Source organism: Pseudomonas sp. UME65 (assembly GCF_014170225.1).
GTDB lineage: Bacteria > Pseudomonadota > Gammaproteobacteria > Pseudomonadales > Pseudomonadaceae > Aquipseudomonas > Aquipseudomonas protegens.
On the sequence record NZ_LZZQ01000016.1, the window covers coordinates 764,740 to 778,521 of the forward strand.

The 13,782-nt window shown below is 63.3% G+C and carries 13 protein-coding genes; 1 reads left to right on the forward strand and 12 read right to left on the reverse strand.

Translation table 11 applies throughout. The features are described 5' to 3' along the window. The first annotated feature begins 44 nt into the window (after positions 1 to 44). The gene (locus A9971_RS28635) at positions 45 to 2,357 is read left to right on the forward strand and encodes an FdhF/YdeP family oxidoreductase (protein ID WP_183000300.1); all 2,313 of its coding nucleotides are present in this window, start codon (positions 45 to 47) and stop codon (positions 2,355 to 2,357) included. Here A9971_RS28635 and A9971_RS28640 read toward each other — a convergent pair. The 12 genes from A9971_RS28640 to A9971_RS28695 are packed head-to-tail and all read right to left on the reverse strand — an operon-like array spanning position 2,329 to position 13,768. Beyond that, a complete protein-coding gene (locus A9971_RS28640; RefSeq protein WP_104993633.1) occupies positions 2,329 to 2,583 on the reverse strand; it encodes a hypothetical protein in 255 nt (84 codons plus the stop codon). The two genes, A9971_RS28635 and A9971_RS28640, sit on opposite strands and share 29 nt — an antisense overlap. A gap of 1 nt (position 2,584) precedes the next feature. Further along, entirely contained in the window at positions 2,585 to 3,211 is a 627-nt protein-coding gene (locus tag A9971_RS28645) for a cytochrome c oxidase subunit 3 (protein ID WP_183000301.1), read from the reverse strand. Continuing rightward, complete coding sequence (locus A9971_RS28650) at positions 3,198 to 4,796, reverse strand: cbb3-type cytochrome c oxidase subunit I (RefSeq protein ID WP_183000302.1); 1,599 nt, start codon at positions 4,794 to 4,796, stop codon at positions 3,198 to 3,200. Before A9971_RS28650 ends, A9971_RS28645 begins: the two co-directional genes overlap by 14 nt. Beyond that, positions 4,793 to 5,725: a cytochrome c oxidase subunit II gene (gene coxB / locus A9971_RS28655; protein ID WP_183000303.1), complete on the reverse strand. Its 933-nt coding sequence runs from the start codon at positions 5,723 to 5,725 to the stop codon at positions 4,793 to 4,795. Before coxB ends, A9971_RS28650 begins: the two co-directional genes overlap by 4 nt. Further along, positions 5,722 to 6,522, reverse strand: coding sequence for an SCO family protein (locus A9971_RS28660; RefSeq protein WP_183000304.1), 801 nt, complete (start codon positions 6,520 to 6,522; stop codon positions 5,722 to 5,724). The genes coxB and A9971_RS28660 overlap by 4 nt, the downstream gene beginning before the upstream one ends. Continuing rightward, complete coding sequence (locus A9971_RS28665) at positions 6,512 to 6,862, reverse strand: hypothetical protein (RefSeq protein WP_183000305.1); 351 nt, start codon at positions 6,860 to 6,862, stop codon at positions 6,512 to 6,514. Before A9971_RS28665 ends, A9971_RS28660 begins: the two co-directional genes overlap by 11 nt. After that, positions 6,852 to 7,844: a hypothetical protein gene (locus A9971_RS28670; RefSeq protein ID WP_183000306.1), complete on the reverse strand. Its 993-nt coding sequence runs from the start codon at positions 7,842 to 7,844 to the stop codon at positions 6,852 to 6,854. Before A9971_RS28670 ends, A9971_RS28665 begins: the two co-directional genes overlap by 11 nt. Next, positions 7,841 to 8,374, reverse strand: coding sequence for a cytochrome c (locus A9971_RS28675; protein ID WP_183000307.1), 534 nt, complete (start codon positions 8,372 to 8,374; stop codon positions 7,841 to 7,843). The genes A9971_RS28670 and A9971_RS28675 overlap by 4 nt, the downstream gene beginning before the upstream one ends. Then, positions 8,371 to 8,895: a DUF3341 domain-containing protein gene (locus tag A9971_RS28680; protein WP_183000308.1), complete on the reverse strand. Its 525-nt coding sequence runs from the start codon at positions 8,893 to 8,895 to the stop codon at positions 8,371 to 8,373. The genes A9971_RS28675 and A9971_RS28680 overlap by 4 nt, the downstream gene beginning before the upstream one ends. Beyond that, positions 8,888 to 10,252, reverse strand: coding sequence for an NrfD/PsrC family molybdoenzyme membrane anchor subunit (gene nrfD / locus A9971_RS28685; RefSeq protein WP_183000309.1), 1,365 nt, complete (start codon positions 10,250 to 10,252; stop codon positions 8,888 to 8,890). Before nrfD ends, A9971_RS28680 begins: the two co-directional genes overlap by 8 nt. After that, positions 10,242 to 13,115, reverse strand: coding sequence for a TAT-variant-translocated molybdopterin oxidoreductase (locus tag A9971_RS28690; RefSeq protein WP_183000310.1), 2,874 nt, complete (start codon positions 13,113 to 13,115; stop codon positions 10,242 to 10,244). The genes nrfD and A9971_RS28690 overlap by 11 nt, the downstream gene beginning before the upstream one ends. Continuing rightward, positions 13,112 to 13,768, reverse strand: coding sequence for a cytochrome c3 family protein (locus A9971_RS28695; protein ID WP_183000311.1), 657 nt, complete (start codon positions 13,766 to 13,768; stop codon positions 13,112 to 13,114). Before A9971_RS28695 ends, A9971_RS28690 begins: the two co-directional genes overlap by 4 nt. Positions 13,769 to 13,782 lie beyond the last annotated feature (14 nt).

Sequence of the window (13,782 nt, forward strand, 5' to 3'; positions counted from 1 at the left end):
CCTGCCCGTCCCAACTGTATTCAGCCAAGACCCGGGAGTGCCTGATGCTTATCTACCCCAAAAGCCATTTCCAGCCCTATACCAACGCCTGCGGCGGTTGGGGTTCAGCCAAATCGGTGATGCAAATACTGTGGCGTGAACAGGCGCTGGCCAAGGCGCCCGCCGCGCTATTCAAACAGAACAAGCCCGACGGGTTTGCGTGCGTCAGTTGCGCCTGGGCCAAGCCCGGCCATCCCCATGCGCTGGAGTTCTGCGAGAACGGCGCCAAGGCCACCGCCTGGGAACTGACGTCCCTCAAGACAGACCCGACATTCTTCGCCCAGCACAGCCTCACCGACCTGCGTACCTGGCCCGACTATGCGCTGGAGCAGCATGGCCGCCTGACCCACCCGCTGCGCTACGACCCCGACACTGATCATTACCGGGAAACCTCCTGGGAAGAGGCCTACCGTGAAATCGGCGACCAACTCAAGACCATGGACCCCGACAGCGTGGTGTTCTACGCCTCCGGGCGGGCGTCGCTGGAAACCTCGTTCATGTACCAGTTGTTCGCGCGCGCCTACGGCACCAACAACCTGCCCGACAGCTCCAACATGTGCCACGAAAGCACCTCGGTAGGGTTGCAGGAAAGCATCGGCGTGCCGGTGGGCACCGTGACCCTGGTAGACTTCGAGCACACCGATTGCCTGTTTTTCTTTGGCCAGAACGTCGGCAGCAATAGCCCGCGGATGCTGCATCAACTGCAGGACGTGCGTCGACGCGATGTGCCCATCATCACCTTCAACCCCCTGCGCGAACGCGGCTTGGAGCGTTTCGTCAACCCGCAGTCCCCCACGGAAATGCTTACGCCCGACTCGACCTTGATCAGCACCCAGTACCATCAGGTGGCAATCGGCGGTGATACGGCAGCGATCACCGGTATTGCCAAGGCGTTGCTGGAAATGGATGACCTCGCCACCGAACAAGGCAGCCCGGCCGTACTCGATCATGACTTCATCGCCCGCCACACCGAAGGCTTCGAAGTCTTCACCACCTACGTGCGTGGTTGTACTTGGGCACACCTGGAGCACCAGAGCGGGCTGACGCGCGGCGCACTGGAAGCCGCCGCGACCGTGTATGCCCACAGCCAACGCGTGATGTTCGTCTACGGCATGGGGCTGACCCAGCATCGACACGGCGTGGCCAATGTGCAGATGCTGGTCAACCTGATGCTGCTGCGCGGCAATATCGGCAAGGCCGGTGCCGGGATCTGCCCGGTGCGCGGCCACTCCAATGTGCAAGGCCAGCGCACGGTGGGCATTACCGAAGACCCGAAAAAAGTACCGGCGGAGTTGATCGAGCAGCACTTCGGCTTCAAGGTGCCAGAGAAAATGGGCGTGTGCACGGTGGATGCGTGCGAAGGAATTCTCAGCGGCCAGGTGCGCGGTTTTGTCGGCCTGGGCGGCAACTTTCTACGGGCAATTCCGGACACCTCGCGCATGGAGCCCGCCTGGCAAGGGTTGCACCTGAACGTACAGGTCGCCACCAAGCTCAACCGCACGCACTTGCTGCCGGCGCGTCACCAGTGGCTGCTGCCATGCCTGGGTCGCATCGAAATAGACCGGCAAAATGGCGTGGCGCAAACCTGCACCACAGAAGACAGCACCGGCTGCATCCACAGTTGGCGTGGCAGCAGCGAGCCGGTCGGCCCTCATGTGCGCGCCGAAGCCAGCATTGTCGCCGGGCTGGCCATGGCCACCCTCTCCCACCCCTGCAACATCGATTGGCAGGCCTGGAGCACCGACTACGCCAAGGTCCGCACGGCCATCGGGCAGATCTACCCGCAGATATTCCACGACATGGAAAGCCGTATGACCGAGCCTGGCGGCTTCCATCGCCCGATTGCCGCCGCGCAGCGCAAGTGGCTGACCCCGAGCGGCAAGGCGCAGTTCGTCAAGCCCGTGACCCTGGCCGAAGATGACGACGTGAACCTTGCGCAACCGGCACGGGATGTCCTGCAACTGATGACGCTGCGCAGCAACGATCAGTTCAACACCACCATTTACGGTTATGACGATCGCTTTCGCGGGGTCAGCGGCACGCGCGAGGTGATTTTCATGCACTGCAACGACATCGTGCGCCTGGGCTTCACGCCCGGCGCGCAGGTGATGTTGACCACTGCCATCGAACCGGAGGTCAAGCGCCAGGTCGGGCCATTCGAAATCATCGCCTACGACATTCCCGAAGGCTGCGCCGCGGCGTACTACCCCGAATGCAACCCGCTGGTGCCGCTCTGGCACCACGCTGAACGCAGCAAGGTGCCTGCCGCCAAATCGGTGCCGGTGCGGCTCAGCGCGTCGCCGACTCACCCAAGATGAACACCACCATTACCAGCAACCACAGCAGATACACCCATCCAAACAGGCGTACCCAGCCGCGGTGCCGGTAAAGCCCTAAATAGAACAGCAACAACAGCAGGAACTGGCCGGCGGCGGCGAGCATGATCACGCCGCCGAACCCGGGCTGATAGCGAACGCACAATATTTGCACGGCCAGCAACAGCAGCAGCGCCCCATAGACTTTCAACGCGCCCGCCTTGCTCATCTCAACGCCCCACCAGGTAGAGAGTGGGAAACAACAGGATCCAGATTCCGTCCACCAGGTGCCAATACAGGCTGATCATTTCTAGGCGCACCCCGCCCTGATGAGGCGTCAACCGGTCGCGCTTCAAGGCGCTGTACAGCCACAGGGCCAGGCCGACCGCGATCAACACATGCACCCCGTGCAGCGCCGTGGCGATGAAGTACAGGTTCATGAACAGCTGCGCCGACGGCGCCTGCCAAGTTGAGTGGTCGCTAAAGCCGGGCAGCACGCCTTCGTGGATCTCCAGGCCGTATTCAACACCCTTGCAGCCCAGGAACAACACGCCCAATACGGCCGCACCCAGCAGACACCAGCGCACCCGGCGTGGCTCGCTGACGGCCAGGGTCATCAACAAACTGCTGGTCAACAACAGGACTGTATTGCCCGTCGCCAACAGGTAATGCAGGCCCGCCACGGCCTCCGCCACCCCGTCCGGATGACGCAGCCGAAAGAACCACGCCACCATGATCAGGCTGCCGAACATCATCGCTTCGCTGGCCAGGAACAGCCACATGCCCAGGCGGGCGGCCTCGCGTTGCTGGGCCCAGGCCACGAACGGTTCGGCGGGCCTCTCGTCAGAGCGGATCACGGCGGGCCCCAGGGGAATAATCGTAGGCCTCGAAATCCACCGTCACCGGCGCTTCGAAGTTGTGCAGCGGCGGCGGCGAAGCCACGCGCCACTCCAGCCCGGCGGCCTGCCAGGGATTGATCGGTGCCCGCTCGCCCCAGCGCAGGGAGCCGAGCAGGTAGAAAAACGGCAACACGTAGGCCAGCGCCAGGATTGATGCGCCGGCCGACGACATCACGTTGAGGAACTGAAAGTCCGGGTCGTAACTGTGGTAGCGACGCGGCATGCCCAGGTAACCCAAAAGGAATTGGGGGAAAAACGTGAGGTTGAAGCCGCAGAAAATCAGGATCGCGGTGATCTTGCCCCACAGTTGCGAGTAAAGACGGCCGGTGATCTTCGGCCACCAAAAATGCAAGGCCCCGAAGTACCCGGCCACGGCGGCGCCGACCATAATGTAGTGGAAGTGCGCGACCACAAAATAGGTGTCATGGGCATGCAAGTCGGCGGCCAGCAGCGCGAGGAACAGCCCGGTGACGCCGCCGACGATAAATAGCCCGATAAACGTCAACGCAAACAGAAACGGCGCATGCAAGGTCAAGTCGCTCTTGTACAGCGTGGCACTCCAGTTATAGGCCTTGATCGCCGACGGAATCGCCACCAGAAAACTCAACAATGAGAACACCAGGCTGGCATACATCGACTGCCCTGCGACAAACATATGATGGCCCCACACTAGAAAGCCGATCACCGCAATCGCCACGCTGGACCAGGCGACAAAGCGGTAGCCGAAAATGCGCTTGTGCCCTGCCGCCGTGATCAACTCGCTGACCACCCCCATGGCCGGCAGAATCATGATGTACACCGCCGGGTGGCTGTAGAACCAGAACAGATGCTGGAACAACAGCGGGTCGCCGCCCAGTTTCGGGTCGAACACACCGATGTTGAACAGGTGCTCGGCGGCCACCAGCACCAGGGTGATCGCGAGCACGGGCGTGGCCAGCACCAGAATGATCGAGGTGGCGTACATCGACCAGATGAACAGCGGCAAGCGCATCCACGTCATGCCCGGCGCGCGCAGGGTATGCACGGTGGCGATGATATTGACGCCGGTGAAGATCGACGAAAACCCGGCAATGAATACGCCGCAGATCACCGCCACCACATGGCCGTTGCTGAACATCGTCGACAACGGCGTGTAGAAGGTCCAGCCGGTGTCCACCCCGCCGAGCAGCAGCGCCAGCAAGGTGAACAGGCCGCCACCCAGCAGCAAGTACCAACTGAACAGGTTCAGGCGCGGAAAGGCCATGTCTTTGGCACCAATCATGATTGGCACCAGGAAATTACCGAACACGCTCGGAATCGACGGAATCAGGAAAAACCACACCATGATCACCCCGTGCAGGGTAAACGCGCGGTTGTAGCCATCGGCAGTGAGCAAATCCCCTTCCGGCGTGACCAGTTCGATGCGGATCAGGCTCGCCGCCAGCCCGCCGGCAAAGAAAAAGAAGGTCACGGTGAGCATGTACAGCACCGCAATACGTTTGTGATCGCGGGTCAGCAACCATGACCGCAGGCCCTGTGCATGCAAATAGCTGGGTTGGCTCATTGGTGTTTCTCCGGAAGTTCGCGCAGGTAAGCAACGAGCCGCTGCACCGCCTCTTCATCCAACAGATTGCTGTAGGTCGGCATGATCGGCAGATAGCCGGCTACCAACTGTTTTTGCGGCAACAGGATGCTGTCGCGCAGGTAGGCTTCATCAGCTTTAACCTGGCTGCCGTCGGCCAGTTGCACCGAACGGTTGAACACCCCGGCCAGCGGCGGCGCGTTGCTTGAGTCGTGGCAACTGGCGCAACCGTATTGGCGATACAGGGTCTCGCCCTGACGGGCAAGGTCGGCGCTGCTACCGTTGTCTGCCAGCCAGTGCTCGTAATCGGCGGGGTTGAGCACCACCAGGCGCGCCAGCATTGCCGCGTGGTCGGTGCCGCAGTATTCGGCGCAATACACCTCGTAGGTGCCGCTGTGCTCGGCCTGGAACCACAACATGCTGTAGCGCCCCGGCAACACGTCTTGCTTGATACGCAGGCTGGGGAAAAACAGGCTGTGGATCACGTCCTCGGAAATCATGGTCAACTTCACCGGGCGCCGGGCCGGCACATGCAGGGTATTGATCTCCCGCTGGCCACCCTGGTGCTGGAATTTCCACATCCATTGGCGCGCGGTGACCTGCACTTCCAGCGCATCCTCCGGCGGCGTGCGGGCGATGAAAAACAACCGCGCCGACAACAGGAAGACCACCAGCGAACCTATGAACGGCAGGATGATCCAGGCCAGCTCGACAGGCAGATTACTTTGCGGGCGATGGTCGCGGTCGGCCGGACGGCCGCGCCGATAGCGCCAGATAAACACCCACAGCGCGACGAACACCGGCACTACGAACAGCGCCATCATGGCGGTGAAGCCGATCACCAGCCAATCGACCGATACTGCGTAATCCGAGGCTTGCGCCGGCCACAGGCGCAGAAAGTGTTCGTTCATCGGGCCTCCCTACGTTCGCGCCGCACCGCCCGCAAAATCAGCAGGCCGAGCACCAGCACCGTCGACACGCCTGCCACTTGCAGCAGCAGGATGATCCGGCTGCTGTAGGTGCCGCTCTGCGGGTCGTAGTGGTAGCACAGCAATAACAGTTGTTCCTTGATGGCCCCCAACTTGCCCTGCCCGGCCTCGGTCAATGCCAGGCGCAAGTCGCTGGGCTGGTAGCCCAGGCCGTAGAGCCAGCGCGACAGCCGTCCGTCGCCCGTTACCACCGCGACTGCCGAGCTGTGGGCGTATTGCTGCTGTTGCGGGTCGAAGCGATAGCCGAAGCCGATCGAGTCCGCCAGGGCCTGGCTGGCCGACGCATCGCCAGTCAGCAGGTGCACACTAGGCTCGTCAGCCAGCGCTGGCCAGTGCTGGCTGAGCTTGGCCAACTCTTCCCGGGCGGCGCCCACGTCTTCGCGGGGGTCGAAACTGAAAGCGATCACCTGGAAGTCACGGCCCAGGCGATAAGGCTGGTTGGCCAGTTGGCTGAACAGTGTCGAAAGCGCCGCTCCGCAGACGTTCGGGCAACGGTAGTACAAGGGCACCAGCAATGTAGGCTGGCCCTTGAGCAGATCGCCAAGACGCACGAGGCGGCCCTGTTGGTCGGTGAAGCGACTGTCGAGCGCCAAGGGTCGGCCGACGTGGGCCGTATCGATTCCGGCGGCGGTAAAGGGGTCGAATGGCTGCGCGGCGCCCGCTTGCGGCAGCCAACAGCACACCAATACGACGACCAGCAGCACGCGCTCAATGCTCATCAGGCCATCTTCGCTCCAGCAGCAATTGCCGGGCCTGTGCCAATGGCAAGTGCACGATGTGATGCTCATGGTCGACCCAGCCATAACTGTCCAGATGCAGACGCTGGCGGGCCAGTTGCCGCTCACCCGCCTGCCGGGGATCAGCTTGTAGACGCGGCTCAGGGGGCAATAGGCGCTGGCGTTCCAGTGTGCTCATCGGCGGTTGTTGCACCTGTTGACGGTAGCCGCTCAACAACCAGGCCACGCCGCCCAGGCTCAGGGTTATGGCCACTCCCAGCAGCACCATTACCCGGGCGGCTTTTTTACCGTCAAAATCGTTGGGCTGGTATTCAGCGGTCATGGCGCCTCCTTAGCCACTGCCGCCGCCACACGGCAAACAACGCTGCGGCATACACTCCCTGGCACAGCACAGCGGTGAGGAGCATGCCAAGGGTGGCCTCGGGAAAAATCGACGGCAGGCTGATCCACATCGACTCGACAACCCCAAGCAACAAGATCGTCGCACAGCCCCACGTCAACACATTCATTCGGCCGCCCCATGGCGACGCGAGTACCACCAGGCACACCAGTTGCCCGGCGACCAACAGCGCCGTCAGTGCGCCCCACCCACCCGTCTCGCGCACGCGGTACCAGGCCGTTTCATGCGCCCGGTCCACCGACCAGATAATCAGGTACTGCATGAACTGCACGTAGATCCAGAACGCCAAGGCGCTTACCAGCAGACCGCGCAACAGCACACACTGGCGGGCGGGCAGCAGCACCACGTTCCAGCACAACACACACAGCCCGGCGAAGGCCAGGCCGTCGAGCAGTTGCCGGGAAATCAACAACAGGCCGAACACGCTGGAGACAAACCCCGCCTGCAACGACATCAGCCAGTCCACGGCGGCCAGGCTCGCCACCAGCGCGTACAGGATCAACCCCGCCGCACTGCGCTTACCCACCCAGCCGTGCAACACCCAGGCAAGCCCGCCGTACACCAGAGTGCGTAGCACAAAAAACCACGGCGATAACCACAGGCCACGAAAGCCCGGGGCCGCCTGATCGAACCAGGGGTACACCCAGGGCATAGTGACCAGCACCGGCAACAGCATCGGGATGATCAGCAACACGGCGCTTGCACCCAAGCGACTGCCGGGATCCAGCAAAGGCTGCCAGCGACCGCTGACCAGAGGCGTCAGCAACGCAAGCAGCAGGCAACCCAGCGCGATATTGCTGCCATTGACCGCTGCCGCCAGGGCGCCCGCACCGACCCAGGCAGGCTGCCATACGCCGAGCACGGCAAGGCCGATGGCGGCAGCCAGCAACCACCACCGGCTCATTGGCCGGACTCCTCGAAGGCCTGCCGCACAGTCGGCGGCAGCGTTTGCAGGTCGGCGTGCTGGCTCAACTGCAGCACACGCAAGTGGGCGACAATCGCCCAGCGCTCATCGGGCTGAATGCGCGACGCGTAGCCGTACATCAAGCCTCGCCCGTCGGCAATCACCTGCATCAGTTGGTCATCGGAGGCGTTCAGCAACCGCGGTTCGATAAACGACGGCGGTGCCGGAAAACCACGGCCCACCACCAGCCCATCGCCGAGCCCGCCCAGGCCATGGCACGGCGTGCAGAATGTTTGATAACCCGCCTCGCCACGTGCCAGCAAGTCCGCACTCAGGGCCGGCCGTTGTCGGGCCAGCGCTTCACGTTGCAGTTGCCCGCGCGCCACACTGCCGGCGGGAGGCTGGCGACTGCTCAGGCCATTGCCAAACAACGCGCCGGCGCGCTGTTCGAGTACCTTGGCCTGGCGTGACATGTCATCGCAGCCGCTGCACAGCAGCACCAGGCTCAATGCCCATGGCCGGGCATTCATGGCGCCACTTCCTGCACGCTCTGCGCGCGTTCGGCCAGCCATGCGTGGGTCTGGTGTGCGTCAAACAGCGGGTCGCGCGCATCGATAAACAAGAAGAACCCATCATCGCTGGCCCCTTCAAACCCCTCGACGCCGAACAACGGATGATGCAAGCGCGGCAGGCGACTGCACAGCAACAAGGTCAACATGGCCGCCATAGCTGCAAATACCACGGCAAACAGAAACGTCACCACGGCGAATGAAGGCAACGCCACCAAGGGGCGCCCGCCGATGTTCAAGGGATAGGCCCACACCGAGCCGATCTGCATCACCAGCGCCAGGACGATGCCCAGCCCGGCCCCCAGGCAGGCCATGCGCCCTACGCGCCTGGCGTCGACTGCCAGTACCGGCTCCAAGGCTTCCAGCGCAAACGGCGCGAAGGCATCCAGCCGCCGATAACCCAGGTCCCACGCGCTCACGGCGGCATCCACCAAGGGCTGGGGCGCCGGGAACCGCGCGAGTAAACCCAGGCACTCAGCCATCGCCGCGCTCCTGATGCAGCGCCTGCTTGACCTCGAACGCGGAAACCATCGGCACATAGCGCAGGAACAGGCTATAGGGCACCAGAAACACACCGAAACTGCCGATAAACAGCGTCCAGTCCCACAGGGACGGCGTGTAATCGCCCCAGCTGGAAACCAGCAGATCACGCGTCTGCGGCGGGATCAGCAGCATGAAACGCTCGGCCCACATCCCCACCAGCACGGCCAGCGCCACCAGTGCCAATCGCGGCGGGCTTTGGCGCACGTTTCGCCACCAGAGCGCCTGGAGCACCCCGACATTGCAGACGATCGCCAACCAGAAACTCCAGGCATGCGCGCCGCTGATGCGCGCAAGCAATACCTCGATTTCATGGGCGTCGCCGCTGTAGAACGGCATGAATAGATCGGCCAGATACCCGTAGGTGGTCATCCAGCCGGTGGTCAGCAACAGACAGCCGAGCATGTTCAGATGGCGTGGAGTGATCAGGCTTTGGATGCACAGTATCCAGCGCACCGCAATCGCCAGCAGCGCCACCAGGGCGAACCCGGAAAACACCGCCCCGGCCACAAAATAGGCGGGAAACAGGGTGGAGTGCCAACCGCTCTGGGTGCCCATGGTCAGCAGAAACGAATAGCCGCTCGACACCGCAAACACCAGCGGTATCGCGAGGATCGCCAGCACCCGCGTGGTGCGCCGCCACAACGCCCAATGCCGTTGCGACCCGCGCCAGCCGAGCGCCAGCAAGCCATAGACCACCTGGCGAAACGGCGTCCTGGCCCGATCACGGGCGGTAGCAAAATCCGGAATGGCGCCCACCATCAGGAACAGCACCGACACTGTGAGGTACGACAGGATCGCAAACATGTCCCAGGCCGTCGGGCTTTTGAATTGCGGCCATAACCCCATTTCATTCTGGTAGGGCATCGTCCAGTAGAACAGCCAGGGACGGCCCAGGTGCAGGATCGGGTACAGCGCGGCGCAGATCACCGCCATCAGCGTCATCAACTCTGCCAGCCGGTTGAGGGTATGGCGCCAGGGCCGCTCGATCAGCAACAGCAAGGCCGAGATAAACGTGCCCGCGTGGCCGATCCCCAGCCACCAGATGTAGTTGAGGATGCCAAAGCCCCAATGCACCGGCTGATTATTGCCCCACATGCCCACGCCATTGCGCAGCAGCACAGCGACCGAACCCAGGTACACCAGCAACAACACCAGGCCGACACCGAACATCCAGCGCCAGGCAACGCGCCGGGGGAACTGCTGCAATGGCCCGAACACCTGCCGCGACACCTGCTGGTCGCTCAAGTCCTTTGGCAGGAAATGCCCGGTGGCGTGCAGCAGCGGCTCAGCCTTCATCGCCGGCGCCCTCCTCCTCGATGCGCGCCAGGTAACTGGTACGCGGCCGGGTGCCGAGGGCTTCCAGCAAGCGGTAATGGCGGGGATCGCGGCGCGCGAGACTGACAGCGCTGGCGGGCGCGTTGATGTCACCAAACTGGATGGCCTGGCTGGGGCAGGTTTGCTGGCAAGCGGTGACCACCGCAGAGGGGTCGAAATCATCGCCGTGTTGCTTGTTGTCCGTGCGGGCGTTGCTGATGCGTTGGATGCAGTACGTGCATTTCTCCATCACGCCGCGGGAGCGTACCGTCACCTCGGGGTTGCGTTGGGCCTGAATCGACGGCGCGGCGTCGGCGCTCCAGTCCAGCCAATTGAAACGCCGCACTTTGTACGGGCAGTAAGAGGCGCATGTGCGTGTGCCTATGCAGCGGTTGTAGACCATTTGGTTCAAGCCATCGCGGCTATGCACGGTGGCGTTGACCGGGCAACCGGTTTCGCAGGGCGCCTGCTCGCAGTGCATGCAGGGCAATGGCTGGAAGCGCGAACGTGGGGCCTCCAACGGCCCCTGGTAATAATGGTCGATGCGCAGCCAGTGCATGCTGCGCCCCTGGGCGACCTGTTCGGCGCCGACCACGGCGATGTTGTTCTCGGCCTGGCAGGCCACCACACAGGCATTGCAGCCGGTGCACAGGTCCAGATCAATGACCATGCCCCACTGCGGGCCGCTGTCGGCCACCGGGCTGTAGAGCGACGCGGGAATGGCCTGGGTCGCGAGTTGTGGTTTGGCGCGTGAGACCACACGGATGGGCGGTTCCTGCGCTTCAGGCAACCGGTGATGTGACTGGGTGGCCGCCAAGGGAAAGTGCTCGCCGGTGCTTCGTAGGGAGGCACTGACGGAGAATTGCTCAGTGGGCTTCACCGCGTAACCCAGGCCATCACCGACGCGCCCGGCGTGGCTGCGACCGTAGCCGGTGTATAAGGCAATGACCTGGTCGGCCTGCCCGGGTTCAACCCAGGCCGGTCCGCGCACGGTCTGCTCCGCCAGTGTTACCTCTATACCGTCGCCGTTGCTCACACCCAACTGTTCGGCCAGGTGTGGCGAAAGCCCGATCACATTGGTCCAAGTCAGGGTGCTGATGGGCTTGGGCAATTCCTGCAGCCAGCCGGAGTTGGCGAAGCGCCCGTCCCACACGGTCGGGTCGGGACGGATTACGGCCTCTAATCCTTCGCCGATGTCGGCCGCCGCGAGGGTAATTGGCGTTATTTCCTCCACCTTGACTGGCGCTGGGGCCGGTTCAATCCAGCCATTGGCCAATGCCTCGCGCCATTGTTGCTGCGCGATATACGCCCAGGTTGCGCGCACCAACGCCAAGGCATCGGCCTCGGTTGAGTGCATCAGCAACTCGAGGACCTGATGCAAGGTGCGCGTCGAATACATCGGTTCGATCAGCGGCTGGACGATGCAGGCACTGCCGTCCGCCGCGCGGCCATCGCTCCAACCGTCCAGCGCATGATTGAGCGGCAGGTGCCAATGGCACTGCGCGGCGCTTTCGTCGTAGTAAAGCCCGGCATGCAAGCGAAATGGCACCTGGGGCAGCACATCTTGCAGGTAGGCATTTAGCACCGGGTTGCAGTCGAGTATCAGCAAATGAGTCACCGCTTCCTGGCTCAGTTGCGCAAGCGAACCCCACGATTGATTGGGCTCGTAACCCAATAACCTCGGCACCTGCCAGTCCAACGTTTGGCCTGCGTGCCCCAAGCGCTGGTTAAGCTGCATGACCTGCGCCTGCAACGCCTCGGATGCCTGCTGGCTGATACCGATCAGGCCGCGTCCAGGGTGGGCCTTGAGCGCAGCGGCGGCGTCCTGCACCCACTGCTGTTGCGCCGAGTTCAGGCGCGGCGCTCCGGGCAGGTCCTGGCCCAGCGCCTGGCCCAACGCAAGCAGCAGGCCGGGCAACTGCGACGGCGCCGCGGGCAAGCGCGCGGTGGCGGCAGCGCCGGTGAGGCTCGGAACACTTTCAGCGACGAATACCAACGCGGCGCCCTCACCCTTCGTTGCCTGGCGGCGACGTTCAGCCCAGCCGCGCTGGAGCACCGTCTGATACGGACCGCTGCCCAGCGGGTCATATTCCAGGCACACCAGCACCTCGGCCTGCTCTAGGTGAACCTGCGCGGCCAATGGCTGACCGAACACCCGCTCGCTGGCTCGCAGAGCGGCCGTCTCGGCAAAGGCTTCGCCGTGGTACAGGCGCGCCTCGGGCCAGCGTTGTTGCAGTTGGTCGAGCTGGCGCCTGAGGGTCGGTGAACTGCTGGCCCCGCAGACGATGTTCAAACCCTTGCCGCGAGCGCTGTCCAACACCTGCTGCTCATGGGCCAGCGCTGCGCGCACATTCGGCCAACTGGCTTCGCGGCCTTTGAAACGCGGCGCCTGGGAACGGTCCGGATCATAAAGCTGCAGGATCGCCGCTTGAGTAAACGCATCGCAGGCGCCGCCCGACATGGGATGGTCCGGGTTGCCTTCAAGCTTGATCGGTCTGCCTGCAACGGTCTTGCCCAACACGGGCTGGGCAACACCGCCAAACGGAATGGCGGTGGCGTACCAGGCCGGCACGCCTGGCGTCAGGTTGACCGGCTGACGGACCGCCGTCACCGCCTGTTCCGGGGTCTTGCCACAGGCGGCCAACCCCGCCATGGCGATGGACGCCGCCATCAACTGCAGGAAACGCCGTCGATCCATCAGAGGCGCCACACCTGCAAATTCCGCCTCTATCAGTGCTTGAGCGTCAGGGGACTCGGCAAGCGCCTCAAGCCCGCGCCAATAAGCCTGCCCCTCAAGCCCGGCAAGTTGTTCACGCAAAACGGAGAAGTCCAGCGGCTTACTCATCGATGGCACGTCCCGCAGTCAGTAAGGTCCCGAGTATCGATGTGCCGCGCGGTCATCAGGCGCTCACCCAATTGACGACGGTCCTCGGAAGGTTTCCACTGCATATTGGTGACCTGCTCCAGGGGACGCAGATGGGGCGCCGGGTCACGGTGACAGGCCAGGCACTGGCCCATGTTCAGCGGTTGCGCCTTGAACATCAGTTGCATGCGGTCGACCTGACCATGGCATTCACTGCAGCCGACGCCGGCGTTCACATGGACGCCGTGATGGAAATACACGTAGTCCGGCAGCTTGGCGACGCGTTGCCAATGCAAGGGCTCAAGCTCACGCAGGCTCTTGCGCAACGGCTCCAGCACATCGGCTTGTGTCCATACCTGGGAATGACAACTCATGCAGGTTTCAGTGGGCGGCATGCTGGCCATCGCGGAGGACTGCACCGCGCTGTGGCAATAACGGCAGTCGATCTTGAGTTCGCCCGCATGGTGGGCGTGGCTGAAGGGCAATGGCTGCTCGACCGCCCAGTTACGGCCGGTGCGGTAGTCGGTGCTGTCCAGAGTCAACGCCACAAGCAAACCTCCCGAGAGCCCGGCGATCAGCAGCAACAGTCCTACGCGCAGCCAGGTGTCGGCCGAGCGCCTGAAAATCTGCGTCATTGCCGGATTCTCAT